The organism is Bradyrhizobium sp. UFLA05-112 (genome assembly GCF_053572325.1).
In genome coordinates, this window is sequence record NZ_JBANBK010000033.1 from 44,955 (window position 1) to 69,635 (window position 24,681).

At 64.6% G+C, this 24,681-nt stretch carries 24 protein-coding genes and 1 tRNA gene; 7 read left to right on the forward strand and 18 right to left on the reverse strand.

Annotated features, from left to right (window positions below; genetic code table 11):
- The first annotated feature begins 83 nt into the window (after positions 1 to 83).
- Together SO180_RS20245 and SO180_RS20250 are read left to right on the forward strand one after the other, a co-directional pair.
- Entirely contained in the window at positions 84 to 491 is a 408-nt protein-coding gene (locus tag SO180_RS20245) for a F0F1 ATP synthase subunit epsilon (RefSeq protein WP_449380602.1), read from the forward strand.
- A gap of 148 nt (positions 492 to 639) precedes the next feature.
- Positions 640 to 2,316: an adenylate/guanylate cyclase domain-containing protein gene (locus SO180_RS20250; protein ID WP_449380603.1), complete on the forward strand. Its 1,677-nt coding sequence runs from the start codon at positions 640 to 642 to the stop codon at positions 2,314 to 2,316.
- On the opposite strand, the gene SO180_RS20255 is transcribed toward SO180_RS20250, so the two are convergent.
- From SO180_RS20255 to proB, 10 genes are all read right to left on the reverse strand, one after another.
- A complete protein-coding gene (locus tag SO180_RS20255; RefSeq protein WP_449380604.1) occupies positions 2,313 to 2,816 on the reverse strand; it encodes an RNA pyrophosphohydrolase in 504 nt (167 codons plus the stop codon). The genes SO180_RS20250 and SO180_RS20255 overlap by 4 nt on opposite strands.
- 41 nt (positions 2,817 to 2,857) lie before the next feature.
- Positions 2,858 to 3,364: an RNA pyrophosphohydrolase gene (locus SO180_RS20260; protein WP_449380605.1), complete on the reverse strand. Its 507-nt coding sequence runs from the start codon at positions 3,362 to 3,364 to the stop codon at positions 2,858 to 2,860.
- A gap of 71 nt (positions 3,365 to 3,435) precedes the next feature.
- Complete coding sequence (locus SO180_RS20265) at positions 3,436 to 4,647, reverse strand: divergent polysaccharide deacetylase family protein (RefSeq protein WP_449380606.1); 1,212 nt, start codon at positions 4,645 to 4,647, stop codon at positions 3,436 to 3,438.
- Positions 4,648 to 4,791: 144 nt separating this feature from the next.
- Entirely contained in the window at positions 4,792 to 6,147 is a 1,356-nt protein-coding gene (locus tag SO180_RS20270) for a S41 family peptidase (RefSeq protein WP_449380607.1), read from the reverse strand.
- On the reverse strand, positions 6,144 to 7,463 hold the full coding sequence (locus SO180_RS20275; RefSeq protein WP_449380608.1) for a murein hydrolase activator EnvC family protein: 1,320 nt from the start codon (positions 7,461 to 7,463) through the stop codon (positions 6,144 to 6,146). Before SO180_RS20275 ends, SO180_RS20270 begins: the two co-directional genes overlap by 4 nt.
- A gap of 32 nt (positions 7,464 to 7,495) precedes the next feature.
- On the reverse strand, positions 7,496 to 7,978 hold the full coding sequence (gene rlmH, locus SO180_RS20280) for a 23S rRNA (pseudouridine(1915)-N(3))-methyltransferase RlmH (protein WP_449380609.1): 483 nt from the start codon (positions 7,976 to 7,978) through the stop codon (positions 7,496 to 7,498).
- A gap of 125 nt (positions 7,979 to 8,103) precedes the next feature.
- Entirely contained in the window at positions 8,104 to 8,460 is a 357-nt protein-coding gene (gene rsfS / locus SO180_RS20285) for a ribosome silencing factor (protein WP_092289999.1), read from the reverse strand.
- A gap of 195 nt (positions 8,461 to 8,655) precedes the next feature.
- Complete coding sequence (locus tag SO180_RS20290; RefSeq protein WP_449380610.1) at positions 8,656 to 9,306, reverse strand: nicotinate-nucleotide adenylyltransferase; 651 nt, start codon at positions 9,304 to 9,306, stop codon at positions 8,656 to 8,658.
- 16 nt (positions 9,307 to 9,322) lie between these two features.
- On the reverse strand, positions 9,323 to 10,642 hold the full coding sequence (locus SO180_RS20295) for a glutamate-5-semialdehyde dehydrogenase (protein ID WP_449380611.1): 1,320 nt from the start codon (positions 10,640 to 10,642) through the stop codon (positions 9,323 to 9,325).
- Between the two features lie 142 nt (positions 10,643 to 10,784).
- Entirely contained in the window at positions 10,785 to 11,906 is a 1,122-nt protein-coding gene (gene proB, locus SO180_RS20300; protein WP_449380612.1) for a glutamate 5-kinase, read from the reverse strand.
- A gap of 198 nt (positions 11,907 to 12,104) precedes the next feature.
- On the opposite strand from proB, the gene SO180_RS20305 reads away from it, so the two are divergent.
- Entirely contained in the window at positions 12,105 to 13,070 is a 966-nt protein-coding gene (locus tag SO180_RS20305; protein ID WP_449380613.1) for a Bug family tripartite tricarboxylate transporter substrate binding protein, read from the forward strand.
- 256 nt (positions 13,071 to 13,326) lie between these two features.
- On the opposite strand, the gene SO180_RS20310 is transcribed toward SO180_RS20305, so the two are convergent.
- Together SO180_RS20310 and obgE are read right to left on the reverse strand one after the other, a co-directional pair.
- On the reverse strand, positions 13,327 to 14,958 hold the full coding sequence (locus SO180_RS20310) for an alkaline phosphatase family protein (RefSeq protein ID WP_449380614.1): 1,632 nt from the start codon (positions 14,956 to 14,958) through the stop codon (positions 13,327 to 13,329).
- A 252-nt stretch (positions 14,959 to 15,210) separates the two neighbouring features.
- The gene (obgE, locus tag SO180_RS20315) at positions 15,211 to 16,251 is read right to left on the reverse strand and encodes a GTPase ObgE (protein ID WP_449380615.1); all 1,041 of its coding nucleotides are present in this window, start codon (positions 16,249 to 16,251) and stop codon (positions 15,211 to 15,213) included.
- A gap of 159 nt (positions 16,252 to 16,410) precedes the next feature.
- Here obgE and SO180_RS20320 point away from each other — a divergent pair, with 159 nt between their 5' ends.
- Positions 16,411 to 17,409 carry an ABC transporter substrate-binding protein gene (locus SO180_RS20320; RefSeq protein ID WP_449380616.1) on the forward strand — a complete coding sequence of 333 codons (999 nt, stop codon included), beginning with the start codon at positions 16,411 to 16,413 and terminating at the stop codon, positions 17,407 to 17,409.
- A 3-nt stretch (positions 17,410 to 17,412) separates the two neighbouring features.
- Here the strand turns inward: SO180_RS20320 and SO180_RS20325 are convergent, their stop codons facing one another.
- On the reverse strand, positions 17,413 to 17,892 hold the full coding sequence (locus SO180_RS20325; RefSeq protein ID WP_449380617.1) for a MaoC family dehydratase: 480 nt from the start codon (positions 17,890 to 17,892) through the stop codon (positions 17,413 to 17,415).
- A gap of 264 nt (positions 17,893 to 18,156) precedes the next feature.
- Between SO180_RS20325 and SO180_RS20330 the strand changes: the two genes are divergently transcribed.
- Complete coding sequence (locus SO180_RS20330; RefSeq protein ID WP_449380618.1) at positions 18,157 to 19,071, forward strand: DMT family transporter; 915 nt, start codon at positions 18,157 to 18,159, stop codon at positions 19,069 to 19,071.
- Positions 19,072 to 19,156: 85 nt separating this feature from the next.
- On the opposite strand, the gene SO180_RS20335 is transcribed toward SO180_RS20330, so the two are convergent.
- From SO180_RS20335 to rplU, 3 genes are all read right to left on the reverse strand, one after another.
- The gene (locus SO180_RS20335; RefSeq protein WP_449380619.1) at positions 19,157 to 19,750 is read right to left on the reverse strand and encodes a GNAT family N-acetyltransferase; all 594 of its coding nucleotides are present in this window, start codon (positions 19,748 to 19,750) and stop codon (positions 19,157 to 19,159) included.
- 140 nt (positions 19,751 to 19,890) lie between these two features.
- Positions 19,891 to 20,160: a 50S ribosomal protein L27 gene (rpmA, locus tag SO180_RS20340; RefSeq protein ID WP_027523579.1), complete on the reverse strand. Its 270-nt coding sequence runs from the start codon at positions 20,158 to 20,160 to the stop codon at positions 19,891 to 19,893.
- A 103-nt stretch (positions 20,161 to 20,263) separates the two neighbouring features.
- A complete protein-coding gene (gene rplU, locus SO180_RS20345) occupies positions 20,264 to 20,650 on the reverse strand; it encodes a 50S ribosomal protein L21 (RefSeq protein ID WP_449380620.1) in 387 nt (128 codons plus the stop codon).
- A gap of 338 nt (positions 20,651 to 20,988) precedes the next feature.
- Here rplU and SO180_RS20350 point away from each other — a divergent pair, with 338 nt between their 5' ends.
- Positions 20,989 to 22,137: an ROK family protein gene (locus SO180_RS20350; RefSeq protein WP_449380621.1), complete on the forward strand. Its 1,149-nt coding sequence runs from the start codon at positions 20,989 to 20,991 to the stop codon at positions 22,135 to 22,137.
- A gap of 605 nt (positions 22,138 to 22,742) precedes the next feature.
- Positions 22,743 to 22,832: transfer RNA gene (locus tag SO180_RS20355), tRNA-Ser, on the forward strand.
- A 53-nt stretch (positions 22,833 to 22,885) separates the two neighbouring features.
- On the opposite strand, the gene SO180_RS20360 is transcribed toward SO180_RS20355, so the two are convergent.
- Entirely contained in the window at positions 22,886 to 23,908 is a 1,023-nt protein-coding gene (locus SO180_RS20360) for an LLM class flavin-dependent oxidoreductase (protein WP_449380622.1), read from the reverse strand.
- A gap of 75 nt (positions 23,909 to 23,983) precedes the next feature.
- Positions 23,984 to 24,664 carry a hypothetical protein gene (locus SO180_RS20365; RefSeq protein ID WP_449380623.1) on the reverse strand — a complete coding sequence of 227 codons (681 nt, stop codon included), beginning with the start codon at positions 24,662 to 24,664 and terminating at the stop codon, positions 23,984 to 23,986.
- Positions 24,665 to 24,681 lie beyond the last annotated feature (17 nt).

Below are 24,681 nucleotides of genomic sequence, written 5' to 3' on the forward strand. Positions count from 1 at the left end.
CCGGCGATCCATCGAAAGAGAACTTTGATGGATGGACCCGCGGGTCAAGCCCGCGGGTGACAACCGAAGCAAGCGGAAACATCATGGCCACCTTCCACTTCGATCTCGTCTCTCCCGAAAAGCTCGCCTTCTCCGGCGAGGTCGATCAGGTCGACATTCCCGGCTGGGAAGGTGATTTCGGCGTGCTCGCCGGACATGCGCCCGTCGTGGCTGCGGTGCGACCGGGCATCCTGACCATCATCGCCGGCGGCCAGAAGCAGAAGGTCATCGTGACCGGTGGTCTCGCCGAAGTCTCCGACAATCGCCTGACGGTCCTCGCCGACGTCGCCACCTCGATCGACGAGCTCGACCGGGCGCAGTTCGCCGATACCATCACGCAGATGCAGGAGAAGCTCTCGGAGAAGGAAGGCGGTGAACTCGATCTCGCGATCGCGCGCCTCGACCACTACAAGAGCATCCAGCATCAGCTCAACACGACGGCGATGCACTAAGCCCCGGGGCACCGCTCCGGGGCTCGCACAAAAATTTCTGAATGAATTCAGCGCTCGTCATCGAAGTGACGGGCGCTGAAACCTTATTGCACCGCGTCTTGGATAACGGCATTCTGCCGCTGCAATTGGAGTTCCGGGGCTGGTGCAGATGAAACGCAAGATCGCGGCGATCTTCGCAGCCGATATTGCCGGCTATTCCAGGCTGGTCGCGGAAGACGAAGAGGAGACGCTGCGGCGTCTGGCGTCCTATCGGGCGGTCGTCGACGATTTCATCGCCAAAGCCGGCGGGCGTATCTTCAACACCGCCGGCGATGCCGTTCTCGCGGAATTTCCGAGTGCAGTGGATGCGGTGCGCTGCGCGATCGACATCCAGGAGTCCTTGCGGACCCGCAACATGGCCTACCCGCCGAGCCGGCAGATGTCGTTCCGCATCGGCATCACCATTGGCGACGTGGTCGAGCGTGACGGCGATCTCTTGGGCGACGGCGTCAACATCGCCGCGCGCCTCGAAGGGCTCGCCGAAGTCGGCGGCATCTGCGTCTCGCGCGCCGTGCACGAGCAGGTCGCCAACAAGCTCTCGGTGCAGTTCGCCGATATCGGCGCGCAGGAGGTCAAGAACATTCCGACCCCCGTGCACGCCTACATGGTCGCGATGCGCCGCGAGGACGGAAGTTATTCGACGCCGCAGGTCAAGAAGCCGGGCGCGAAGGCCGCTCCGACGCCGAACTGGATGTGGCCTCTGGTGGTCGCGGTGGTCTCCATCGTCGCGATCGGCGTCGCGGGCTTTCTCTATTTCACCAAGCTGGAGCAGTCGTCGATGGCGGTTGCGACCTCGAGCGCGGTGCCAAGTACAGCTGCCACGCCGACCAGCGCGGCGCCGTCGGCCAGCCTGGCGGCAAAGGCAGCCGCAAGCGCGCCGACTGCGACCCCGACAACAACCCCGACCGCGACCGCAGCAGCCTCACCAAGTCCGGCCCCGTCGCCGCCGGTTGCCTCAGCAGCCGCCAAGTTTCCGGCCGACATCGTCCCGTTCGTCAGCGACCGTGTCCGTGGCTATCTCGGCAACGAATACGGGCCGGCGCCCGACTACAAAGCGTTCGCCTTGAACATTGCCGGCTTCACCGGCGCGGCGCTCAATCAGCCGAGCGAGGACGCCGCACGAAACGCCGCCATCGAACAGTGCCAGAAGCGGGCCGATACCGCGCAATCGCCGCGCCGCTGCGAGATCTACGCGGTCGGCAACAACGTGGTCTATGCGCACGGCAAGCCGCCGATGCCGCCGCAGCCCTTCATGCGGCATGACGCAATGACCGAGCGTGCATTCACGTCGAAGGACGTGCCGCTGATGCGCGATCCCGGCAAGCAACGGCTCGAGACCATGTTCGCCCCGGCGGCCAAGTCGCGGGCGCTCGCGCTCGGCCCTGGCGGCGGTCAGTATTTCATGAATATCGGCGCGTCGTCGCCCGACGAGGCGACGCGGCGCGCACTGGAATCCTGCGGCGCGATCGCCGGTGCCGCCTGCATGATCGTCGCGGTCGACGACAATTTCGTCGTGCCGATTCCGAGCCTGTTCAAGGTCACCGGGTTCTTCCACGCCGCAGGCAATGCCTCGATCGCGGCTGACGCGCGCGATGACGTCGTGCGCAAGCTTGGCGATGCGGGGGGCTGGAACGCGGTGGCCGTCGGCACCACGGGACGTCCGGGCCTCGGCCTGAAAGCCAGTGACGAGCAGGGCGCCGTCAATACGGCGCTCGCCGATTGCGCCAAGCGCGACAGCGATTGCCACGTCATCGCCATCGGCCCGTTCACGGTGGGACCGAACTAGCGGGACGCAAAGCGTGTGAACTGCTGCGCCACGGCGCGATAAACCTCGCGGCGGAACGGCACCACGAGATCGGCGACACGGTCGAGACGCTCCCAGCGCCAGGCGTCGAATTCCGCGGGCTGGCCGTTGCGCGGCGTCAGCGGATCGATCTCCTCATCACGCCCCGTGAAACGCAGCGCAAACCATTTTTGCCGCTGGCCGCGGAATTTCGCCAGGCGATGCGTTTGCGGTCCGTCATAGGGCGGAAATTCGTAAGCGAGCCAGTCGGTCTCGCCGAGGTATTCGGCACTCTTGACGCTGGTCTCTTCCCAGAGCTCGCGCATGGCAGCATCGTGCAGGTTCTCGCCTTCGTCGACGCCGCCTTGCGGCATCTGCCAGTCGAGGCCAGGCAGGATGATCTCGGGGCCGTCACCGCGGAAGCGATGGCCGATCAGCACCAGGCCGTCGGCATTGAACAGCGCGATCCCGACATTGGGACGATAGGGTTTTTGATTTGTCATGAGCGCTTTTCTCTCCGTCATTCCGGGAATGACGGTGCAAATTAATCGTGCGCCAGCGCGGCAAATTCCTGCACCACGCGATCATAGACCGGGCGCTTGAAGGGAATGATCAGCGAGGAAAGATTCTTCATCGGCTCCCAGCGCCAGGTGACGAATTCCGCCTTGTGGCCGCCGCCACCGGGGTGGGCGACGTCGATCTCGCTGTCCTTGCCAGTGAAGCGCATGGCGTACCATTTCTGGCGCTGGCCGCGGTAACGGCCCTTCCAGGCGCGGCCCGCGACCGTGCGCGGAATGTCGTAGGTGAGCCAGTCGGCGACCTCGCCGAGCCGTTCCACCGAGCGCACGCTGGTCTCCTCATAGAGCTCGCGCATGGCGGCTTCCCAGGTATCCTCACCGGGATCGACGCCGCCTTGCGGCATCTGCCAGACATGGGTTTCGTCAACATGCTCGATGCCGCCGGCGCGGCGCCCGATGAAGACCAGTCCGTCCTTGTTGAGCAGCATCACACCGACGCAGGTCCGGTAGGGCAGATCCTCGTAACGCGTCATTCCGCCAAACCTCTCACCACTCGTGGTCGACCCTTTCGGCCCCGTGGGACCTGTTGTGCCAATCCGTTGATTCAGCTGGATTTTGATTTCAACATCGCGGTTGTCAATGGCACCAAGAGGACACCGCGGTCCGGAAGCGTCTTGATCCAGGAACCTAACCGCTCGATCGAGACGGGGAGGGCGGACGCGATGCCGATGGCGACGCCACGCTCGCGGGCGATGGATTCGAGCTTGTTCAGGGCGCGATCGATCTCGGCGCCGGTCGGCACCGCGTCGATCGCGATATCACCCTTGCCGAACGGCATGGCCTGGCTTGCTGCGGCCTGGGGCGCGACGCTGCGCGGCGAGGAACCGTCGTCGAAGAAGCCGAGCCCGCGCTTGGCCGCCTCGCGCACGATCGGCTGCATCGCCGCGTCGGTGGCGATGAAGCGTGCGCCCATGAAATTGGCGAGCCCGGCATAGCCCTGCATCCGGCTCAAATGCCAGTACAGCCGGTCCATGTTCTGCTCGGTGCTCAGCGAAGTCAGCAGGGTCTGCGGGCCCGGATCATTGTCGGGGAAGTCGTAGGGCTCCATCGGGATCTGGAGGAAGATCTCGTGGCGCTGGGCGCGGGCGCGCTCGGCGAGTTTTCCAGGATCTGATCCATAAGGCGTGAAGGCCAGCGTCACCGCGCCCGGCAGCTTCATGATCGCATCAGCGGTCTTGGCAGCACCGACGCCGAGCCCGCCGATGACGATCGCGACAACGGGCGTCTTCGCCGCCTTGGCGCGGTCGGCTTCCGCCGCATAGGCCGTGAACGGCTTCAGGTCGGCGGCCGCGACCGGGATCATGCCGTAGCGCGACTTCTCGAGCAGCCGCTGGTCGATCCCGGACATGATGGGCGGCGCTGCGGCGGCAGGCTCGCCCTTGTCTGCAGGCTCGCCGCCGCTGCCGATCACGACGTCATGGCGGGCGCCGCTGGAGCCGTCGATGATGGTGACGGTCTTCTGGTCGCCGGGCGCAGTCTGCTTCGGCGCCGCCTTGGTCTCATGGCCCGAACTTTCGGGCGCGGCCGCCGCCGGCTTGTCCTCGGCCGTCTTCTGCTCGCGGATGGCAACGCGCGTGATCGGCTCGCCGCCGAGCGGATCCTTGTTGAAGATCGCAAAGCCGGCAAAGGTCGCGAGGAACAGGAGAAGCAGGCCGGCGATCACCTGCAGTCCCGTGAACGGCAACCGCAGCCGGCGTTTCCGGCGCGGCTTGTCCTGTCCGAGCGGGGCGCTCAGATCATCGGCCGTTTCAGTCATGCGAGATCCCGAATCACTCGGCAATGACGATACCACGACGCGGTCAAGCGGCGGCAGGCCGGGGGTCTACCGGGGTACAGCTTCCCAGCAAAAAGGGCGGCTCGAGGAGCCGCCCTTTCGAAACGTCTAGGTTGCCGCGTGGCGTCAGTTCGCTGCTTTGGGCTTGTCGGCGGCCGCCTTGTTGTCGCCAGGTGCGGGCGCCGCGGAGGCGCTGTTCTTGATGCCGTGCAGGAGATCGTCGGCCATCTTGAGCGCCTTGTCATCCTTGGCATCCGGCGGAACGTAGGACTGCGAGCCGGTCTTCTCGTCGCCGTCGTTCTTGAGGTGGCCGCGCAGCGAAGCCTCGCCCTTGGTGTCGGTGCGGGACTTCAGCTCGTCCGGCACGTCCTGCAGCACTTCGATGTCGGGCACGATACCCTTGGCCTGGATCGACTTGCCCGACGGCGTGTAGTAGCGCGCCGTGGTCAGCCGCAATGCGCCGTTGCCGCTGCCGAGCGGGATGATGGTCTGCACCGAGCCCTTGCCGAACGAGCGCGTGCCGACGATGGTCGCGCGCTTATGATCCTGCAGTGCGCCGGCGACGATTTCCGAAGCCGAGGCTGAGCCGCCGTTGACCAGCACGATCACCGGCTTGCCCTTGGTCAGGTCGCCCGGATGGGCGGAGCGGCGCTGCGTCTCCTCGGCGTTGCGGCCGCGGGTCGACACGATCTCGCCGCGCTCCAGGAAGGAGTCGGACACGGTGACCGCTTCTTCGAGAAGGCCGCCGGGATTGTTGCGGAGATCGATGATGTAGCCCTTCAGCTTGTCGCCAATCTGGGTCGAGAGATTGGCGACCTCCTTCTTGAGGCCCTCGGTGGTCTGCTCGTTGAAGGTGGTGATGCGGATATAGGCGATGTCGTCGGCCTCGACGCGCGCACGCACCGAACGGACGCGGATGTTGTCGCGCACCAGCGTGACGTCGATCGGGTTGTCGACGCCCTTGCGGATGATCTTGAGCTTGATCTTGGTGTTGACGGGGCCGCGCATCTTCTCGACCGCCTGGTTCAGGGTCAGGCCCTGCACCGCCTCGTCGTCGAGATTGGTGATGATGTCGTTGGCCATGACGCCGGCGCGCGAGGCCGGGGTGTCGTCGATCGGCGAGACCACCTTGATCAGGCCGTCCTCCATGGTGACCTCGATGCCGAGGCCGCCGAACTCGCCGCGGGTCTGCACCTGCATGTCACGGAAGCTCTTGGCGTCCATGTAGCTGGAGTGCGGATCGAGCCCGGAGAGCATGCCGGAGATCGCCGATTCGATCAGCTTGGTGTCGTCGGGCTTCTCGACATAGTCGGAGCGCACGCGCTCGAACACGTCGCCGAACAGATTGAGCTGGCGATACGTGTCCGCGGTCGCGGCGCGCGCGCTCGAACCCATGAACACCGCGCGGGGCTGGGTCACGAACAGCGTCAGCGCCGCGCCGGTTGCCGCGCTGAGGAGGATAACTGAAGTCTTGCGCATCATCCGCGAACCTTCTCGCCTTCATTTGCGGCCCACCATGGGCCTGGATCGATAGGAGTGCCGTCTTTGCGGAACTCGACATAGAGCACGGGTTGACTCGCATTCGTGGCGAGAATGGAGGCGACTTGGGATGTCGACCCCATGATCGCGACCGGCTCCCCCGTGAGCACAAACTGTCCGATGTTTACCGAAATGCGCTCCATCCCGGCGATCAGGACATGATACCCGCCCCCTGCGTTAAGGATCAAGAGTTGTCCATAGCTGCGGAAGGGACCGGAATAGACCACCCAGCCGTCACAGGGTGTCGTGACCTGGGCGCCGGGCCGACTTACCAAAGAAATGCCCTTTTGTACGCCGCCCACGCCGTCGGAACCGCCAAAATCCCTGATCTTGGTACCGTTCACGGGTAGCGGCAGCAGGCCCTTGGCGGAGGCGAAGGCGATCGCCGGACTGGTCCGGGAACGGTCCTTGAAGGTGGCCGGCCCCGGCTTGGCATTGGCGGCCGCCTTTGCCTCGGCCTGCTTTGCGGCCTCGGCCGCCTTGGCGGCGCTTTGCAGGTCCTGTTCCATCTTGGCGATCAGGCCCTGGAGGTCACCCACCTGCCTGGAGAGCGCGATGGCGCGCGCATTCTCGGCGTCGAGGTCCTTTTCCCGCGAGGCCTGCTGGCGCTGCCGCTCGTCGACCAGCGCGGCAAGTCGCGTCTGATCGTTGCGGACCTTGTCGCGGTCGGCGGCGAGCTGGTCGCGCTCGGTTGCGATGGTCTTGCGCAGGACCACGAACTCGCCGAGCTCGCTTGCGATCTTTTCGGCGCGGCCACGCAGTTCCGGAACCACGGCGCCGAGCAGCATCGCCGTGCGCAACGATTGCAGCGCGTCCTCGGGGCGCACCAGGAGCGCGGGCGGCGTCCGCCGGCCGGCGCGCTGCAGCGCGGCCAAGACCTCGACGATGTCGGCGCGCCGCGAATTGAGTGAATTGCGCATCTCCTGCTCGCGCCCGCTCAGCGCGGTCAGCCGTGATTCGGCCTCGCCGATCTTGGTCTCGACACCTCGCACATTGGCGGCCGTGTCGATCAATTGCTGGTTGAGCTGGGTGCGGTCCTGGCCGAGCGAGGCGATCTCGGCCTTCAGCTTGGCCTGCACCTCCTCGGCGCTCTTCTGCCGCTGCCGCGCGGCCTCGAGCTCCTGCTCGCGCTGCTTGATCGCATCGGCCGAGACTTCGGCAGTCTGCGACGCAGGCTTGGCAGTCTGTGCTGCCGCCGGCGCAAGTTGGCTGCCGGCAAAGCCTGTGATCAGCAACAGGTTGAAAAGCTGAGCCCGCATCGCGTCGGAAAAGGTGCTCGTTGAGGCGCGAATCACGCGCGATGATAGGGATGGCCGGCCAGGATGGTTGCGGCCCGATAAAGCTGTTCCAGAAGCATGACGCGGACCATTTGGTGCGGCCAGGTCGCCGCGCCGAACGCGATCACGAGCTTGGCCTTACGGCGCAATTCGGGCGAAAGTCCGTCCGCTCCGCCGATGACGAATATTGTATGCACGCTACCCTCGTCGCGCCAGCGGCCGAGATTCCGTGCGAATACGGTCGAATCGAGATTTTGCCCGCGCTCGTCGAGCGCCACGATCACCGACCTGTCGGGAATATGCGAACTGATTGCCGCGGCCTCTTCGGCCATGCGCGTCGCGGCGTCGCGCGCGCGGCTTTCCGGAATTTCATGAATGGTGAGCTCGCGGAAACCGAGCTTGCGGCCAACCTCGTCAAACCGCTCGTGATAACGATCGGCAAGCTCCCGTTCGGGGCCCTGCTTCAGCCGGCCAACCGCAATGACTGCAACACGCATGACGTCTTTAGAACCGCGTCTTTAGAACCGCGTCTTGAGAGCCGCGTTTTCAACCCGCGCGCACCACGCGCGCGCATGACGCTAGCATGCGCGTCAGCCGATTCGAAATCGGCCTCTTCTAGCCTCTAGATCGCCTTCGCCGCCCCAGGGCCCTGCGTGTACAATCTCTCGAGATTGTAGAACTCACGGACCTCGGGTCTGAACACGTGCACGATCACATCGCCGGAATCGATCAGCACCCAGTCGCAATTGGGCAAGCCCTCGACATGGATGTTCTTGATGCCGGTTTCCTTGAGGCTCTTCGTGACGTTTTCCGCGATCGCGCCAACGTGCCGGTTAACCCGGCCCGTCGTGACGATCATGTAGTCGGAGTACGCCGATTTGCCGCGAAGGTCGATGGTGACCGTCTCTTCCGCCTTCATATCCTCGAGGCGGGAGAGGATCAGGCTCAGCGTCTTGTCGGCGTCGGGTTGCGCCTTCAAGGCCGCAGCTTGGGTCGATGTTTTACGCGTAGGCTTAGCAACCTTGGGTAAAACAGACTTGGACAATACAGATGTGGCCAGGGACCATTCCTTTCACTGTATCGCGAACGCCGAATCCGGCACTCACTGGTTACACTACATCATGTGGGGTTAAGGGTTTCAATATGCCAGAGCCTGTTTCCCGCACGAGCCGCCTCACGCCTCATCGGCCGCCTTCCAGCTCCCATCCGGGTTCCGCAAGGTGGTGGACGACAGGCTGAGCTTCAGCCCGGTGAGGAAGACCCATGCCGGCGCCTGCCGGTCCGCAAGCCGCGTCGCCTCGTTCTCAGGTAAACGGTAACGGGCGAGGGCCTGTGCAGCCGGTGAGGCGAGGGCGCGAAAGCTTTGCGGCGGGCGGTCGATGACCGCCATCGGCACCTGGGCCGCGATGCGCTGCCAGTCCTGCCAGCGATGGAATTGCGCGAGGTTGTCGGCGCCCATGATCCAGACAAAGCGCAGGCCGCTTGCGCGGCGGCGCAAGAAGTTGATCGTGTCGATAGTGTAGCGTGTGCGGATGACGGATTCGAGACAGCTCACCTCGATGCGTGGGTCGTCGGCGACATCGCGCGCGGCCTTCATGCGCTCGCCGAGCGCGTGCAGCGCGCCGTTCTCCTTCAAGGGATTGCCCGGCGTCACCAGCCACCATACGCGATCAAGCTTGAGGCGCGTGAGCGCGAAGCGGCTGATCTCGCGGTGCGCGTGATGCGGCGGATTGAAGGAGCCGCCGAGCAGCCCGATGCGCATGCCATCGGTGTAAGGCGGCAACGCTTGCGCCACAAAGCGCGGCACGACGAAATTGTTGCTCAATGCCCGCCCTGCGAGGTCACGGCCGCGTCTGTCCGGTGCCGTGGACGCGGTACTTGAAGCTCGTGAGCTGCTCGGCACCGACAGGGCCGCGCGCGTGGAATCTTCCAGTGGCAATGCCGATCTCGGCGCCGAAGCCGAACTCGCCGCCATCGGCGAATTGCGTCGAGGCGTTGTGCAGCACGATCGCGGAATCCACTTCGCTCAGGAATTTTTTCGCGGCGGCTTCATCCTTGCTGACGATCGCATCGGTGTGATGCGAGCCGTGATTCTGGATGTGCGCGATCGCGCCGTCGACGCCATCGACGACTTTCGCCGCGATGATCGCATCGAGATATTCGGTGTCCCAGTCGGCCTCGCTCGCAGCTTTGACGCGCGCGTCGATCGCCTGCACGGCGTCGTCGCCGCGCACCTCGCAGCCGGCGTCGATCAACATCTCGACCAGCGGCTTCAGGCTCTTGGCGGCGCCGGCGCGATCGACCAGCAGCGTCTCGGCCGCGCCGCAGACGCCGGTGCGGCGCATCTTGGCATTGAGCACGATCGACTTTGCCATGTCGAGATCGGCGCTCGCGTCGACATAGACGTGGTTGACGCCTTCGAGATGCGCGAACACCGGCACGCGCGCCTCCGCCTCGACGCGCGCGACCAGACTCTTTCCTCCACGCGGCACGATCACGTCGACCGCGCCGTTCAGCCCCGCAAGCATCATCCCGACCGCCGCGCGGTCGCGCGTCGGCACCAGCGTGATCGCAGCCTCAGGCAGTCCTGCCTCGCGAAGACCCTGCACCAGGCATTCGTGGATGGCGCGGCAGGAGCGGAAACTGTCCGAGCCGCCGCGCAGGATCACGGCATTGCCGGATCTCAGGCACAGCACGCCGGCGTCGGCCGCGACATTGGGCCGGCTCTCGAAGATCACGCCGACGACGCCGAGCGGCACGCGCACGCGCTCGATGGTCATGCCGTTCGGCCGCTGCCAGCTCTCGGTGACGACGCCGACGGGATCGGCAATGCCGCGCACGATGGCGATGCCCTCGGCCATCGCCTCGACGCGCGCGGGCGTCAGCGTCAGGCGGTCGATGAAGGCGCCTGTCGCGTCGCCGCCGGCGCGCGCCTCGGCGACGTCCTCGGCATTGGCCGCGAGGATGGCCACCGCGCTCTTGCGGATCGCCCGCTCCATGGCCTCCAGCGCCCGGTTCTTCTGCTCCGCCGGCGCCAGCGCCAGCACGCGCGCCGCAGCCCGGGCCTGGGCGGCGAGATCGGTCATCAGCGCCAGGAGATCGGCAGTGCGATCGGCAGTGCGATCGGCGGTGCCGTCGAGGGCTTTGAGGGGGGCGGCCATGGGACTTCAACCTTCTGCTAAGGCGGTGTCCTAGCACGGAAATCCCGCATTTGCGAAGGGCGGGGAGGGTATGGCTGGTGCCTATCGGGGGCGCGCGGGGATCGGCCAATGGCCTAGCCGCCGTAACGGGGCGTTCCGGGCGTTACCCGCCCACCACCAGATCGTCGCGGTGGATCATCTCGGACCTCCCGCTAATGCCGAGGATGGCCATCACGTCCGGCGAGGAGCGGCCCTTGATCCGCTCGGCATCGTCGGCGTCATAGGCGCTCAGGCCGCGGCCGATCTCGCGCATGTCGGGGCCGCGCACGATCACGGCATCGCCGCGGGCGAATTGGCCCTCGACCTTGATGACGCCGGCCGGCAGCAGGCTGGCGCCGGCGCGAAGCGCGGCGACCGCGCCGGCGTCGATGGTCAGCGTGCCCTTCGGCTCCAGCGAGCCCGCGATCCAGCGCTTTCGCGAGGTCACGGGATTGGCGGGCGTCAGGAACCAGGTGCAGCGGCCGCCGTCGGCGATCGCCTGCAAGGGGTGCTCGATCTTGCCCGACGCAATCAGCATGTGCGTGCCGCCGGTGGTCGCGATCTTCGCGGCCTCGACCTTGGTGCGCATGCCGCCGCGCGACAGTTCGGACTCGGCATCTCCCGCCACGGCCTCGATCTCCGAGGAGATGCTGTCGACCACCGGAATCAGCTTTGCGTTCGGGTTGTTCTTCGGCGGCGCGTCGTAGAGCCCGTCGATGTCGGACAGCAGCACGAGCAGGTCGGCGCTCGCCATGGTGGCGACGCGCGCGGCGAGACGATCGTTGTCGCCATAGCGGATTTCGGTGGTCGCCACCGTGTCGTTCTCGTTGATGACGGGGATCGCGCGCCACTCCAGCAGCTTGCCGATGGTCGAGCGCGCATTGAGATAGCGGCGGCGCTCCTCGGTATCCTGGAGCGTCACCAAAATCTGCCCGGCGCCGATGCCGTGGGCCCCTAAAACCTCCGACCAGATGCGCGCCAGCGCGATCTGGCCGACGGCGGCTGCGGCCTGGCTCTCCTCGAGCTTCAGGGGGCCACGCGGCAGCTTGAGCCGGCTACGGCCGAGCGCGATCGAGCCGGAGGAGACGATCAGGACGTCGCGCCCCTCGCGGTGAAGCTTCGCGAGGTCCGCCGCAAGCGCCGCGAGCCAGGACGCCCGGACTTCGCCGGCATCGGAATCGACCAGCAGGGCTGAGCCGACCTTGACCACGATGCGGCGGAATTGACTGAGTTCGAGGCTGGCCATGGGCGCACGGTCTAAGACGATCTGCTCTGCATTTGCGAAGCGGCGGAGCGAAGAGGCGGCGCCGTTGAGGCCTGCTTTTGCAGCAGGACGATGGCCGGCGCAAGGCGGGGACGGGGGTAAACGGCGTTAACGGTCTTGTCTGGGGCGCCCGCTCGGCGCTATTGCCCTTCAGCCATGTCGGACCTGAAGGGGAAATGCATGCATCGCCGCGACTTCATTGCCGGGTGTCTCGGGCTGCCTTTGCTGGCGCAGACGGGCAGAGCGGAAGCTCAGGCCGGGCTGACCAAGATCATCTTCCCGTTCGCGGCGGGCGCCGGCGGCGACACGCTGTGCCGACTGATCGCACAGGAGATGGCGCCGGTGTTGCAGAAGACCATCGTCGTCGAGAACCGCACCGGCGGTGACGGCCTGATCGGCATCAAGGCGGTGAAGGGCGCCAACCCCGACGGCAGCATGGTGCTGGTGACGACGGGTCCCACCATGTATCTGCTGCCGATGGTGGAGACGATGCCGACCTTCGATGCGGCGAAGGACTTCATGCCGGTGTCACTGTTGGCGCGTTTCGAGTTCGCCGTCGTGATTGGACCTGCGATCGCAGCCAGGAATTTCGGCGAGTTCGTCGCCTGGCTGAAGGCGAACCCGGACAAGGCCACGTTCGGCGTGCCCAGCAATGGCACCATCCCGCACTTCATGGGCTCCAAGCTGGAGAAGGACCTCGGCATTCCCTTGAGCCGTGTGCCCTATCGCGGCAGCGCGCCGATCCTCAACGACCTCGTCGGCGGCCATGTGCCGTTCGGCATCACGACGCTGGCCGACGCGCTTCCGCAGCATCGCGCCAAGGGCGTGACGATCATCGGTGTCTCGAGCGCGCAGCGTTCGCCGTTCGCGCCGGATGTTCCCACGCTGAAGGAGAGCGGCATCGATCTCGTCGCGGACGCCTGGTACGGCATGTGGCTTCCCGCGGGCAGCCCGCCGGAGTTTGCGAGCAAGCTCAGCCTGGCGGCGGCCGCCGCGCTCGCCAAGCCAGAGGTGAAGGAGAAGCTCACCGCGATCGGGCTCATTCCGGTCGGCAGCACGGCGGACGGGCTCACTCAGGAGCTTGCCGCGAATACAGCGTTCTGGCAGCCGATCGTGAAGGCGACGGGGTATAAGATCGAAAATTAAGAGGCGCGAAGAGCGCGCCAGCACTCCGTCGTCATGGCCGGGCTTGTCCCGGCCATCCACGCGCATCCGCTGTTGAGGCAAGACGTGGATACCCGGGTCAAGCCCGGGCATGACGAGATGAGGTAGCCGCGCATTCCCCTCCATCACCTCATCCTGAGGAGCCGCGGAGCGGCGTCTCGAAGGATGAAAGGCCGAGCTGATGCAGCGAGGCCTCCATGGTTCGAGACGGCGCTTCGCGCCTCCTCACCAGGAGGTTCTACAGCTTCGCGCGCTGCGCGATGCCGTCGCGGATGGCCGCGAGCTCGGCTTCATCCCAGATGCCGATCAGGAACCCACCCTTCACCTGAAGCTGGTTGTCGGCATAGGCCGCGATCTTCTCGCGAGGCGTAGTGATGTGACCGCTTGGATGCAGCGCCCAGTCGAACAGCTCGGCCTGAAGCCGTGCAATGATGTCGGCACATTCGGGATCGTCGCCGCGATCGACAAATTCGTCGGGGTCGGTTTCGAGGTCGTACAGCATCGGGCGGAAGCCGGTGGCGTGAATATATTTCCAGCGACCGTCGAACACCATGAAAAGGCGGCAGCGTTCGATCGGCTGGCTCAGCTTCAGCCGCACGTCCTGCATGGCGTAGTCGTATTCGGAGAACGCGACCTTGCGCCATTGCGGCTTCTCGCCGCGCAGCAGCGGCAATAGCGAACGGCCCTCGAGGATATGCGCCGGCACCTTGCCGCCAAAGTAGTCGACGAAGGTCGGCGCGAGATCGATGCCCTCGACGAGCGCATCGCATGTCGTGCCACGCGTGGCGTCGGCCTCCTTCGAGGGATCGATGATAACAAGCGGGATCTTCGCCGACTGCTCGTGGAACAGGTCCTTCTCGCCCATCCAGTGATCGCCGAGATAATCGCCATGATCGGACGTGAACACGATCATGGTGGTCTCCAGGAGGCCGCGCGCTTCCAAAAACTTCATCAGCACGCCCATCTGGTCGTCGATCTGCGCGATCAGGCCCATATAGGTCGGGATCACCTTCTCGCGGGCATCGTCGCGCGCCATGTTCCTGGAATAGCGCATGTCCATGTAGGCGCCGAACACGGGATGCGGGTTTTGCCGCTCGCGTTCGGAGCGGATCGCCGGCAGCATGTCCGCGGTCTTGTACATGCTGGCGTAGGGTTCCGGCGCGATATAAGGCCAGTGCGGCTTGATGTAGGACAGATGCAGGCACCACGGACGGCCATCCGTCTCGGCCTCGGTGATGAAGTCCATCGCGCGGCGCGTCATGTAGGGCGTCTCGGAATGCTCGTCCGGCACGCGCGCGGCCTTGTCGGCGTGCACCAGCAGCCAGCCGTTCTGCAAAGACCCGTCGTCGGCCGCGCCTGAATTCGCCCAATGCTCCCAGGGATTGGTCGCCTCGTATCCTTGGCTGCGCAGATACGCGTCGTATTTCGGACGCGGCCGGCCCGTCGGATGCAAGCCGTCGTCGCGCTCATAGGGCTCGAAGCCGCATTCGGCGACGTGCACGCCAATGATCGATTCCAAGGGGATGCCGAGCGCTTTCATGCCTTCGAGGTCGGGCGCCATGTGAGTCTTGCCGACCAGCACGTTGCGCACCCCGATCTTGTTCAGGTGATCGCCGAGCGTCGGTTCACCGACGCGTAAGGGCCAGCCGTTCCAGTGCGAGCCGTGCGAGCGCATGTAGCGCCCGGTGTAGAACGACATCCGCGATGGACCGCAGATCGGCGATTGCACATAGGCCTTGGTGAAGAGCACACCACGCCTGGCCATGGCGTCGATGTTCGGCGTCTTCAGCGTCGGATGTCCGGTGCAGCCGAGATAATCGTAGCGAAGCTGGTCGCACATGATCCAGAGAACGTTTTTCGCGCGCGACATTCATCGCCCCTGTTTATTCTTGATTGCTTGATGCTGCGCTATCGAAGGCGAGATGGCAACCAGCCAACGATGTGCGTACCTGCGGCCGTACATCCCGCCGTCGTCCCCGCGACCGCGGGGACCCATAACCACAGGGAGTGGTTTGGTGAAGACTCGTAGTTCGGTGCTACGACTGTACGTAACCGATAAATCACGCGGTATGGGTCCCCGCGTTCGCGGGGACGACATTGGAGAGAGTTCAGGCCGACCAGATCAAGCCGACCAGGGCTCCGCTTCGGCGGCGCTCTTGGCCTTGCTGGAGACCGGGCTTTCGCCGATCACGTCCGCAAGCGCGCGCAATGCTTCCCTGACGCCCTGACCGGTGACGCCGGAGAGCAGCAGCGGTGTCTTCTTGGCAGCGCGCTTCAAGCGATCCTTTTGCTTCTTCAGCTCATCCGGCTCGACCGCGTCGATCTTGTTCAGCGCGACGATCTCGATCTTGTCGGTCAGCAGCCCGCCATAGGCGTCGAGCTCCTTGCGCACCGTCTTGTACGCCTTGCCGGCATGCTCGCAGGTCGCGTCGACGAGATGCAGCAGCACGCGGCAGCGCTCGACATGGCCGAGGAAGCGGTCGCCGAGGCCAGCGCCTTCGTGCGCGCCCTCGATCAGACCCGGAATATCCGCCAGCACGAATTCGCGGCCGTCGGCATTCACGACGCCGAGCTGCGGATGCAGCGTGGTGAAAGGATAGTCGGCGATCTTTGGCTTTGCCGCGCTGACCTTGGAGAGAAAGGTCGACTTGCCGGCATTGGGCAGCCCAACGAGGCCAGCATCCGCGATCAGCTTGAGCCGCAGCCAGATCCAGCGCTCCTCGCCGGGCTGGCCGGGATTGGCGTTGCGCGGCGCGCGGTTGGTCGACGACTTGAAATGCGCGTTGCCGAAACCGCCATTGCCGCCTTCGGCGAGGACGAACTTTTCGCCGACCTTCGTGAAGTCGTGGATGAGCGTCTCGCGGTCTTCGTCGAAGATCTGCGTGCCCATCGGCACCTTCAGCACGATCGCCTTGCCATTGGCGCCGTGGCGGTCCGAGCCCATGCCGTTCTCGCCCTTCTGGGCCTTGAAATGCTGCTGGTAGCGGTAGTCGATCAGCGTGTTGAGGCCGTCGGCGACCTCGATGACGACATTACCGCCACGGCCACCATTGCCGCCGGAGGGCCCGCCGAATTCGATGAACTTCTCGCGGCGGAACGCCACGCAGCCGTTCCCGCCGTCACCGGAGCGGATATAGACCTTTGCTTCGTCGAGGAATTTCATGGGCCATAGGTAGGGCAGGGGAGCAGGCGCGGCAACCCGAACTTGTCCGGGAAGAGGCCTAAATTTAAGCGATTTTCGGTCCTTGCTTAACCCGTTGGGGCGTCCGGCGGCCGACGTGATATAGCCGGGAGGAGATGCGGGAGGGTGCAGGGAGCAGGAATGAGGCGGCGGGAGTTCATTGCAGGCGCCGTGTCGGTCGCCATGCTGTCGCGGGCCGGCGCACAGACGGCACCCGGCGGCAAGCGGCTTGCGATCTACAGCCCGTCGGAGCCGTCATCCCTGATGCAGGAGGAGAGCACCAATCGGTACTACCGCGCCCTGTTCGCCGAGCTGCGCCGGCTTGGCCAGGTCAGCGGCGAGACACTCAACGTCGAGCGTTGGGGCGCAGAGAAGGCGGGCATCGGTGCGCCTGCGCTGGTCGAGGAGGTCGTCCGCAGCAATCCCGACGTGATCTACATCGTCGGGCCGGGCGCGCTCCTGTTCAAGCGCGCCACGGACAAAATTCCGATCGTGGCCCTGACCGCCGATCCGGTGGCGCAGGGGATCGCCGCGAACATCGCCCGCCCAGGCGGGAATTTCACCGGCGTCAGCGTCGATACCGGCCCGTCGATCCACGGCAAGCGCATCGCGCTGCTCCGTGAGATCTATCCAAGACTCTCCAGGCTCGCCTACGTCACGCTGCGCGGTGCGTGGGAAGGTGTGCAGGGACCGAGCGTCCGCGCGGCTGCGACCGCAACGGGAACCGAGGTCATTCCATATCTGGTCGAATTTCCGACAACCGAGGCGAGCTACCAGGACCTGATCGCCGGAATTCGTCCCAGCGGTGTCGACGCGGTCATGATCGGTGACAGTCCTGACGTGATGGCGAAGCGGACCGTGATCACGGCACAGGTCGCGGCCGCAGCACTTCCTGCCATCTACCCGCTGTCGGAATTCGTCGATGTCGGCGGTCTCATGACCTATTCCTTCGACCTCGTCGAACTGAACAAGCGTGCCGCCAACAACATCGATGCCATTTTGCGCGGCGCCTATCCCGGCGAGATCCCGTTCTATCAGGCGTCCAAATTCGAGCTGGCGTTGAATCTGAGGACGGCGAAGGCGCTGTCGCTGGATGTGCCCGCGACGCTGCTCGCGAGCGCCGATCGCGTGATCGAATAGCAGTCAGGTCGACCGCCGTCGGATCAAAAATTTCTGGGTCCCCTCGAGCACCAGCTCCTTGCGCTGGTTGTAGACGGTGCTCGCGAGCGCGACCACGCCGGTCGAGCGTCCCGGCACGAGCTTGGTCACCTCGAGCGCGGGGTAGATCGTGTCGTCGGCGAACACCGGCTTGAGAAAACGGCTTGACTGTTCGAGGAAGCCGACCAGCGACTCCTCGACCATGAAAGGAAACAGGCCTGCGCCGGGCGCGGTGTGGATCAGCGTCTGGAAGCCGTGGGCGAGCAGGTCGGGCATGCCGCGGGCACGGCAATATTCGACATCGTAGTGCACCGGGTGGGTGTCGCCGCTCGCGGTCTGGAACGCGGCGAACACGGCCGAGGTCTGCGTGCGGCTCGGCAGCACGAAGCGTTCGCCGAGGACGAAATCCTCAAACCAGCGTTGCGTAGGGATCATGCGATGCTGGGTCGGATCGAAGGCCGTCATATCTGCTGCTCTTTTGCCGGAGACACCAATCGCTACCGCGATGCGAAGAGTGCGACAATACGCTCAATTCGTCATGACCGGGCTTGTCCCGGGCGGCCACGTCATTAAAACAACCGCCAGCGAGTCCATTCGCCGGTTCCTGACGCTCCCCTCCGCCCGTCATTGCGAGCGAAGCGAAACAATCCAATCTGTCTCCGCGGAAGCAGTCTGGATTGCTTCGTCGCTTCGTTCCTCGCAATGACTGGGCCTCTACGAACGACAGCAATGCCTCTGTTCAAGAAACTCTCCGCCTATGACGAGCGCTCGGCGCGGCTGGCCGGCATCGCGCTGATGGTGCTGTCGATCTTCCTGTTCTCGTTCGGCGACGCCATGGGCAAGTTCATCGTCGCGACCTATTCGGTCGGGCAGCTCTTGTTTCTGCGCGCCTGCGCGGCTTTGCTCGTGCTGGCACCGTCGATCTGGCGGCAGCGCCACGAATTCACGCATCTGGAGCGGCCGTGGCTGCAGCTCTTTCGCGTGGTGCTCTCGACGCTGGAGGTGGCGGCCTTTTTCCTCGCGACCGTCTATCTGCCGCTCGCCGACGTCATCACTTATTATCTGGCAGGCCCCATCTTCGTCACCGCGCTGTCGGCGATCTGCCTGGGGGAGCAGGTCGGCTGGCGGCGCTGGACCGCGATCCTGATCGGCTTCTGCGGCGTCCTGATCGCGCTCCGCCCGTCAGCGCAGACGGTGAGCCTGCCGGCGCTGATTGCGCTCGGCGGCAGCCTGTCGTTTGCGACGCTGATGCTGGTCACGCGGTCCTTGCGCGCGACGCCCGACATCGTGATGGCCTCCTCGCAGTTCGGCGGCACGTTTCTGCTCGGACTCGCCCTGTCCCTGTTTCACTGGGTGCCGCCGAGCGCGGGCAGCCTCGTGGTGTTTGTGCTGGCCGGCTGCACTTCGGTCGCCGCGCTTCTGTGCGTCAACCGCTCTCTCAAGCTCGCGCCCGCGAGCGTGGTGGTGCCCTATCAATATTCGATGATCGTCTGGGCCGTGATCTTCGGCTTCGTCGTGTTCGGCGACGTCCCCTCGATCGCCACCATCATCGGCGCCGCCATCATCATCGGCGCCGGCTTCTACATATACGTGCGCGAACGGGATCTCGGGAGGCAGGACGACCAGGTCAATCCACCGGTGTGAGATGGAGACGCAAAGAAAAATCGTCGTCCCGGACAAGCGAGCGCAGATCCGGGACGACGGCGGAGGATTTGATGCCGCTCGCGCCTTACCTCACCCTTCGCGCACTGCTCCAGCTCTTCAGCGAGGACCACACGCCGCGCGACAGGCGGAAGCAGTCGACGGGCGTCGAGGATCCCAGCGCGTAGAAGCGATGCAACTGGACGCCGCTCCACTGGAAGCCGCACTTTTCCAGCACGTTGCGTGAGGCCGGATTGGTGACGCGCGCGCCGGCGTAGAGATGGCCTTCCCCGAACTCCTCGAAGAAGAAGTCGATTGCCCCGCGCGCAGCCTCGGTGGCAAAGCCCTTTCCCCAATGCTCGACGCCGAGCCAGTAGCCGAGTTCGGCATTGTCAGGCATCGAGCAGTCGATCCCGATCATGCCGACGGGCGCATTGTCATGCTCGATCAGGAACACGGTCTCGCTGCCGAGCTCTGCGGTGGCGCGGATGAATTCCACGGCGTCGTCGTGCGAATAGGGGTGCGGCAGGCGGCGCGTGTTCTCGGCGATGCGGCGGTCGTTGGCGAGGCGCGCGATCGCCTTGACGTCGGCGAGCGTCGGCTTGCGCAAGGTCAGCCGCTCGGTGGCGACGACATCGGGCCTCGCTTCGCGCAAGGTCGTGCTCGAAAAGTCCTGCAACATGTCCGGCTCCGTCAAAGACTTTAAGTCGAAACGAAAAGGGGAGGCCGGTTTCCCGCCTCCCCTGGAGCCTTCGATCTCTTGATCTCAAGGACTCCGCCGGTTTGGTCAGGACCCGGCGGACTCCAATTTGATCCACCGTATTATTCAGCCGCCTCTGCGATCGGAAGCACCGATACGAATGTGCGGCCGTTGGCTTTAGCCTGGAACGCAACGCGGCCTTCAACCTTGGCGAACAGAGTGTGGTCAGTGCCCATGCCGACATTAAGGCCGGGATGCCAGGTGGTGCCGCGCTGGCGCGCAATGATGTTGCCGGGAATCACATGCTCCCCGCCGAACACCTTGATGCCGAGGCGCTTGCCCTTCGAATCGCGTCCGTTGCGCGATGAACCGCCTGCTTTTTTGTGAGCCATGGCTCGTCTCCGAAATCCTGCGTATCTCTAGATCAATTCCTTGACGGAATCATTTCACTTTTTCTCACGCATCAATTCGTGAATTGGCGTGATCAAAGTTTCGCTATTCAGCGGCTTCCTTTGCCGACTCCTTGGCCACCTTCTCCTTCTTCGGACGCGGCCCCTTGGTGGGCTTGGCGTTGCCGGTCAGGATCTCGGTGACGCGGAGCACTGTGATCTCGTCGCGATAGCCGCGCTTGCGGCGCGAGTTCTTGCGGCGGCGCTTCTTGAACGCGATGACCTTCGGCCCGCGCTTGTGCTGGAGCACCTCGGCTGCCACGGAGGCGCCCGCAACCGTCGGGGCACCCAGGACCGGCGCGTCACCGCCGACCAGCAAAACTTCACTCAGCTGCACGATCGTGCCGACTTCGCCGGCGATCTTGCCAATTTCCAGGACATCATCCGGAACGACGCGGTACTGCCGGCCGCCGGTTTTGATGACTGCGAACATCGTTCTCTTCCTTCGTGTTCAATCCCGGCCTTTCGGACTTTCGTCCCGGCCGGCTTTTTGTCAGTCGCTATGGGTTTTCAGCATTCTGCGCGGGTGGGGTATGACCCTCAAAATCCACGCAAAAACAAGCGGCGCGAGAAACGCCCCGCGCCGGCTGGGGGACTTATAGCGGCCGAACGCTCGGAGTCAAGGAAAACCAGGTCAAAAAGGCCCCGAATTTGAAGCATTTGGGCGGCTTTTGCCGTCAGGCCCGGCCGGCATCCGATAATTGGCCGAACCTGCAACCAACGGGTTCCGCCGCCGTTGTCATCCCGAATTTCAAAGCGGGCAAGGGCTCCATGGCAGACGAGTTGGTCTTGACGACGGGAATCGCGCAGCACGGCGCTGCCCGGCTGCCGTCGGTGGACGTCGACAGTTTCAACGTCGAGCTGAAGGACGAGGACGGCTTTCTCGGCGACCGCGCCAGCAAAAGCGCGTTCCGGGCCATCCTGGACCACTGGCGCAAGCCGCTGCGCAAGACCGGCGAGGACCCCTTTGGCGACGAGCCGTCGGACCGGATCAGCAAGAAGACGCTGGATGACATGCTGGTCGGCGACGACACCGAGGCCTCCGCCGTGGTGCACAGCGCGATCGAGGATTTTGCCCAGGAGCTCGCCTACGTCACCCGTCGTTTCCTGAAGACGAAAGCCTGGGCGAAGACCGAGCGCATCGTGGTCGGCGGCGGTTTTCGCGACAGCCGCCTGGGCGAACTCGCGATCGCCCGCGCCGACATCATCCTGAAGGCCGAGGGTTTCAAGGGCGACATGCTGCCGATCCGCTTCCACCCGGACGAGGCGGCCCTGATCGGCGCGCTGCATCTGGCGCCGTCCTGGATTTTCGAGGCCCATGACAGCATCCTCGCGGTCGATATCGGCGGCACCAATATCCGCTGCGGCGTGGTCGAGAACCGCTGGAAGAAGGCGAAGGACCTCTCCAAGGCGTGCGTCTGGAAGTCCGATCTGTGGCGTCACGCCGACGACGAGCCGACCCGGGAAGGCGCGGTGAAGCGGCTCACCAAGATGCTGAAGGAGCTGATCGCGGAGGCCGACACCGAGGGCCTGAAGCTCGCGCCGTTCATCGGCATCGCCTGTCCCGGCGTGATCAATGAGGATGGCTCGATCGAGAAAGGTGCGCAAAATCTTCCCGGCAATTGGGAGAGCAGCAAGTTCAACCTGCCAGCGAGCCTCGTCGAAGGCATCCCCGTCATCGGCGAGCACGACACCGCGATCCTGATGCACAATGACGGCGTGGTGCAGGGGCTCTCCGAGGTGCCTTTCATGCAGGATGTCGAGCGCTGGGGCGTGCTCACCATCGGCACCGGACTCGGCAATGCGCGCTTCACCAACCGCCGCAGGGAGGCTGGCAGCGTCAAGGACCGTGACTCGCCGGATAACGGGAAGAAGAAAAAGGAAAACAACAAGGAAAGCAGGCACAACGACAGGGAGTAACCTTGACCGGTTAGGTTAAGGCACGGATTGCGTTGCGGCACGCCGCGCGGTCGTTACGGTCCATCCGTCGCCTCACGCGGGCCGGCGAAGCCGCCCTTCTCGGCCTGCAATTTCAATGAGCGGCAACGGGACCGCCAGTGTTTACCGCGTCTGGCGGTCCCACCCGTCGGGCCGCCGCTGCGCCGGCGCGCTCTATCTCGGCCAATTTGATTCGCGTTCGTGTAGCTCGACTGCGCCCTCTGTCGGGTTCGGGAAGTTTTGGCACAATCTGCACTTTGCACCCGTTTTCTCCGGTCTAGTATTACCGCATGGGGAATGATCTGGTGTTTCGAATCACTGTTATCGTCCTGGGAACGCTGCCGGTATTGCTGACGGCTTTCGCCGTGCTCGGCGCCCCGTTCGCAGACTGAGCGCCCAAACCCGGCGCCGGCACAGGACCACGCAAATCGGCGCGAAACCGGCTCTCGGACCGGTTTCAGCCGCGTCTTTCCTGCGCGCACCAACCACGAGGCCAGGGATTTTCGTCCCGCCCGCCTTGTCTGGCCGGCCATCCTCGCCTAGAACACGCCCCGACCGCACGGGGCTACCCCGATTTGGCGCCTTCAGGAGAGGTGGCAGAGTGGTTGAATGCACCGCACTCGAAATGCGGCATAGGTGCAAGCCTATCGGGGGTTCGAATCCCTCCCTCTCCGCCAGCCGCACGAGATTCCGGTAAGCCGTCCGCCTATAGGTCTTTGAACGCGCGGCGTCACCGCCACCCAAGCGCCGGGGCGACGTGCTTGAGAATCGCTTCGATCGCATGGGCGCAGTAGGCGACGCCCAGCTGGTTGGGGATGGTCAACAGCAACGTGTCGGCCTCGGCAATGGCCTCATCCTTGCGGAGCTGCTCGATCAGGACGTCCGGCTCGGCGGCATAGCTGCGGCCGAAGATTGCGCGCGTCTGCGGGTCGATGAAGCCGATCTGGTCCTCGGATTCGCCGCCACGCCCGAAATAGGTGCGGTCGCGATCATCCATCAGCGCGAAGATGCTGCGGCTGACCGAGACGCGGGGCACTCTGACGTGGCCGGCCTCCTTCCAGGCGGCGCGGTAGGCACGAATTTGCGCCGCCTGCTGAACGTGAAAGGCCTCGCCGGTCTCGTCGTTCTTCAGCGTCGAGCTTTGCAGGTTCATCCCGAGCTTGGCCGCCCAGACGGCGGTGGCGTTCGAGCCGGCACCCCACCAGATGCGCTCGCGCAGGCCGTCCGAATGGGGTTCGAGGCGCAGCAAACCAGGCGGGTTTGGAAACATCGGCTGCGGATTGGGCTTTGCAAAACCCTCGCCGCGCAGGAGATCGAGGAAGACCTCGGCATGGCGCCGGCCCATGTCGGCGTCATCAGCGCCCTCGGCCGGCTGATAACCGAAATAGCGCCAGCCATCGATCACCTGCTCCGGCGAGCCGCGGCTGATGCCGAGCTGCAGCCGTCCGCCGGCGATCAGATCGGCACTACCTGCATCCTCCACCATGTAGAGCGGATTCTCGTAGCGCATGTCGATCACTGCCGTGCCGATCTCGATGCGGCTGGTTTTCGCACCGACCGCCGCCAGCAGCGGAAAGGGCGAAGCGAGCTGGCGCGCGAAATGATGGACGCGAAAATAGGCGCCGTCCGCGCCGAGCTCTTCCGCCGCGACGGCAAGCTCGATGGATTGCAACAACGTATCCCCAGCCGAGCGGGTCTGCGATTGCGGCGAGGGCGTCCAGTGCCCGAACGAGAGAAAGCCGATCTTTTTCATGAGGGCAGTCTATGGCCGGATTGGTTTGCGATCGTCAATGCACGGATATTCACGAGCGCGACAGGATCCGGACCGTCACATCCTGAAGTCCAGGTTGATCGGCTCATCCGAATAGCTGGGCGAAGCGTCCGTGACCGGGACCTCCTTGCCCACGACCTTGAACTCGACGTCAGCGATCCAGACCTGCCCCGTCCCACACAGGAGGACACCGAATGCGATGTTCCTGCTGTTTTTGGCAATGTCCAGAACGACGGCGTATTTCGTCCAGCCGGTGGTCGCGCGGATCGGCCTGTCCTGCATATTGTCGATCGTAATCGTTCCGTCGGAGCCATCGACGCGCATCCAGAGGCCGGCCCACCCATCGACATTTGCGGTTCTGACATACGCCGTCATCTGGAGGCGAACGCCGCGATACCTGTCCGACTTGAAAGCTTGCGAGAGGCTGCCAAACCCTCGCGGCGGTCTTCGCGATTTGATGTAACCGCTGGCCTTGCCATGATATTGCGCTTGGTCATCGACGCCCATTTCATAATCGACGAACGAATCGCCGAAGGCGAACCAGCCGGTGGGCAATCGCGGATCGCGCGCTTTCACCGCTTCATCGAGATCGGATGCTTTCAGGATTTGACGCGCTTCCGCATCGAGTTTTCGCGCTTCCGCTCGCGTCTTTGGCAGGAGAAACAGTTGATTGACGAGCGCGACCAGCGCGCCCGTCGACAAGACTGTGACCAATACACCAATGACTCCATCGGTCATTGTCGGAAATCCATGCG

Bases quoted from the DNA above. Each gene is read 5' to 3' on its own strand.
- SO180_RS20245 (WP_449380602.1), top strand. From the start codon at position 84: ATGGCCACCTTCCACTTCGATCTCGTCTCTCCCGAAAAGCTCGCCTTC.
- SO180_RS20330 (WP_449380618.1), top strand. From the start codon at position 18,157: ATGCCTCTGTTCAAGAAACTCTCCGCCTATGACGAGCGCTCGGCGCGG.
- proB (WP_449380612.1), bottom strand. From the start codon at position 11,906: ATGGCCAGCCTCGAACTCAGTCAATTCCGCCGCATCGTGGTCAAGGTC.
- rlmH (WP_449380609.1), bottom strand. From the start codon at position 7,978: ATGCGTGTTGCAGTCATTGCGGTTGGCCGGCTGAAGCAGGGCCCCGAA.
- SO180_RS20360 (WP_449380622.1), bottom strand. From the start codon at position 23,908: ATGAAAAAGATCGGCTTTCTCTCGTTCGGGCACTGGACGCCCTCGCCG.
- SO180_RS20310 (WP_449380614.1), bottom strand. From the start codon at position 14,958: ATGTCGCGCGCGAAAAACGTTCTCTGGATCATGTGCGACCAGCTTCGC.
- obgE (WP_449380615.1), bottom strand. From the start codon at position 16,251: ATGAAATTCCTCGACGAAGCAAAGGTCTATATCCGCTCCGGTGACGGC.
- SO180_RS20295 (WP_449380611.1), bottom strand. From the start codon at position 10,642: ATGGCCGCCCCCCTCAAAGCCCTCGACGGCACCGCCGATCGCACTGCC.
- SO180_RS20250 (WP_449380603.1), top strand. From the start codon at position 640: ATGAAACGCAAGATCGCGGCGATCTTCGCAGCCGATATTGCCGGCTAT.
- SO180_RS20260 (WP_449380605.1), bottom strand. From the start codon at position 3,364: ATGACGCGTTACGAGGATCTGCCCTACCGGACCTGCGTCGGTGTGATG.
- SO180_RS20270 (WP_449380607.1), bottom strand. From the start codon at position 6,147: ATGATGCGCAAGACTTCAGTTATCCTCCTCAGCGCGGCAACCGGCGCG.
- SO180_RS20325 (WP_449380617.1), bottom strand. From the start codon at position 17,892: ATGACGGCCTTCGATCCGACCCAGCATCGCATGATCCCTACGCAACGC.
- rpmA (WP_027523579.1), bottom strand. From the start codon at position 20,160: ATGGCTCACAAAAAAGCAGGCGGTTCATCGCGCAACGGACGCGATTCG.
- SO180_RS20350 (WP_449380621.1), top strand. From the start codon at position 20,989: ATGGCAGACGAGTTGGTCTTGACGACGGGAATCGCGCAGCACGGCGCT.
- SO180_RS20335 (WP_449380619.1), bottom strand. From the start codon at position 19,750: ATGTTGCAGGACTTTTCGAGCACGACCTTGCGCGAAGCGAGGCCCGAT.
- SO180_RS20265 (WP_449380606.1), bottom strand. From the start codon at position 4,647: ATGACTGAAACGGCCGATGATCTGAGCGCCCCGCTCGGACAGGACAAG.
- SO180_RS20365 (WP_449380623.1), bottom strand. From the start codon at position 24,664: ATGACCGATGGAGTCATTGGTGTATTGGTCACAGTCTTGTCGACGGGC.
- rplU (WP_449380620.1), bottom strand. From the start codon at position 20,650: ATGTTCGCAGTCATCAAAACCGGCGGCCGGCAGTACCGCGTCGTTCCG.
- SO180_RS20275 (WP_449380608.1), bottom strand. From the start codon at position 7,463: ATGCGGGCTCAGCTTTTCAACCTGTTGCTGATCACAGGCTTTGCCGGC.
- SO180_RS20255 (WP_449380604.1), bottom strand. From the start codon at position 2,816: ATGACAAATCAAAAACCCTATCGTCCCAATGTCGGGATCGCGCTGTTC.
- SO180_RS20305 (WP_449380613.1), top strand. From the start codon at position 12,105: ATGCATCGCCGCGACTTCATTGCCGGGTGTCTCGGGCTGCCTTTGCTG.
- SO180_RS20320 (WP_449380616.1), top strand. From the start codon at position 16,411: ATGAGGCGGCGGGAGTTCATTGCAGGCGCCGTGTCGGTCGCCATGCTG.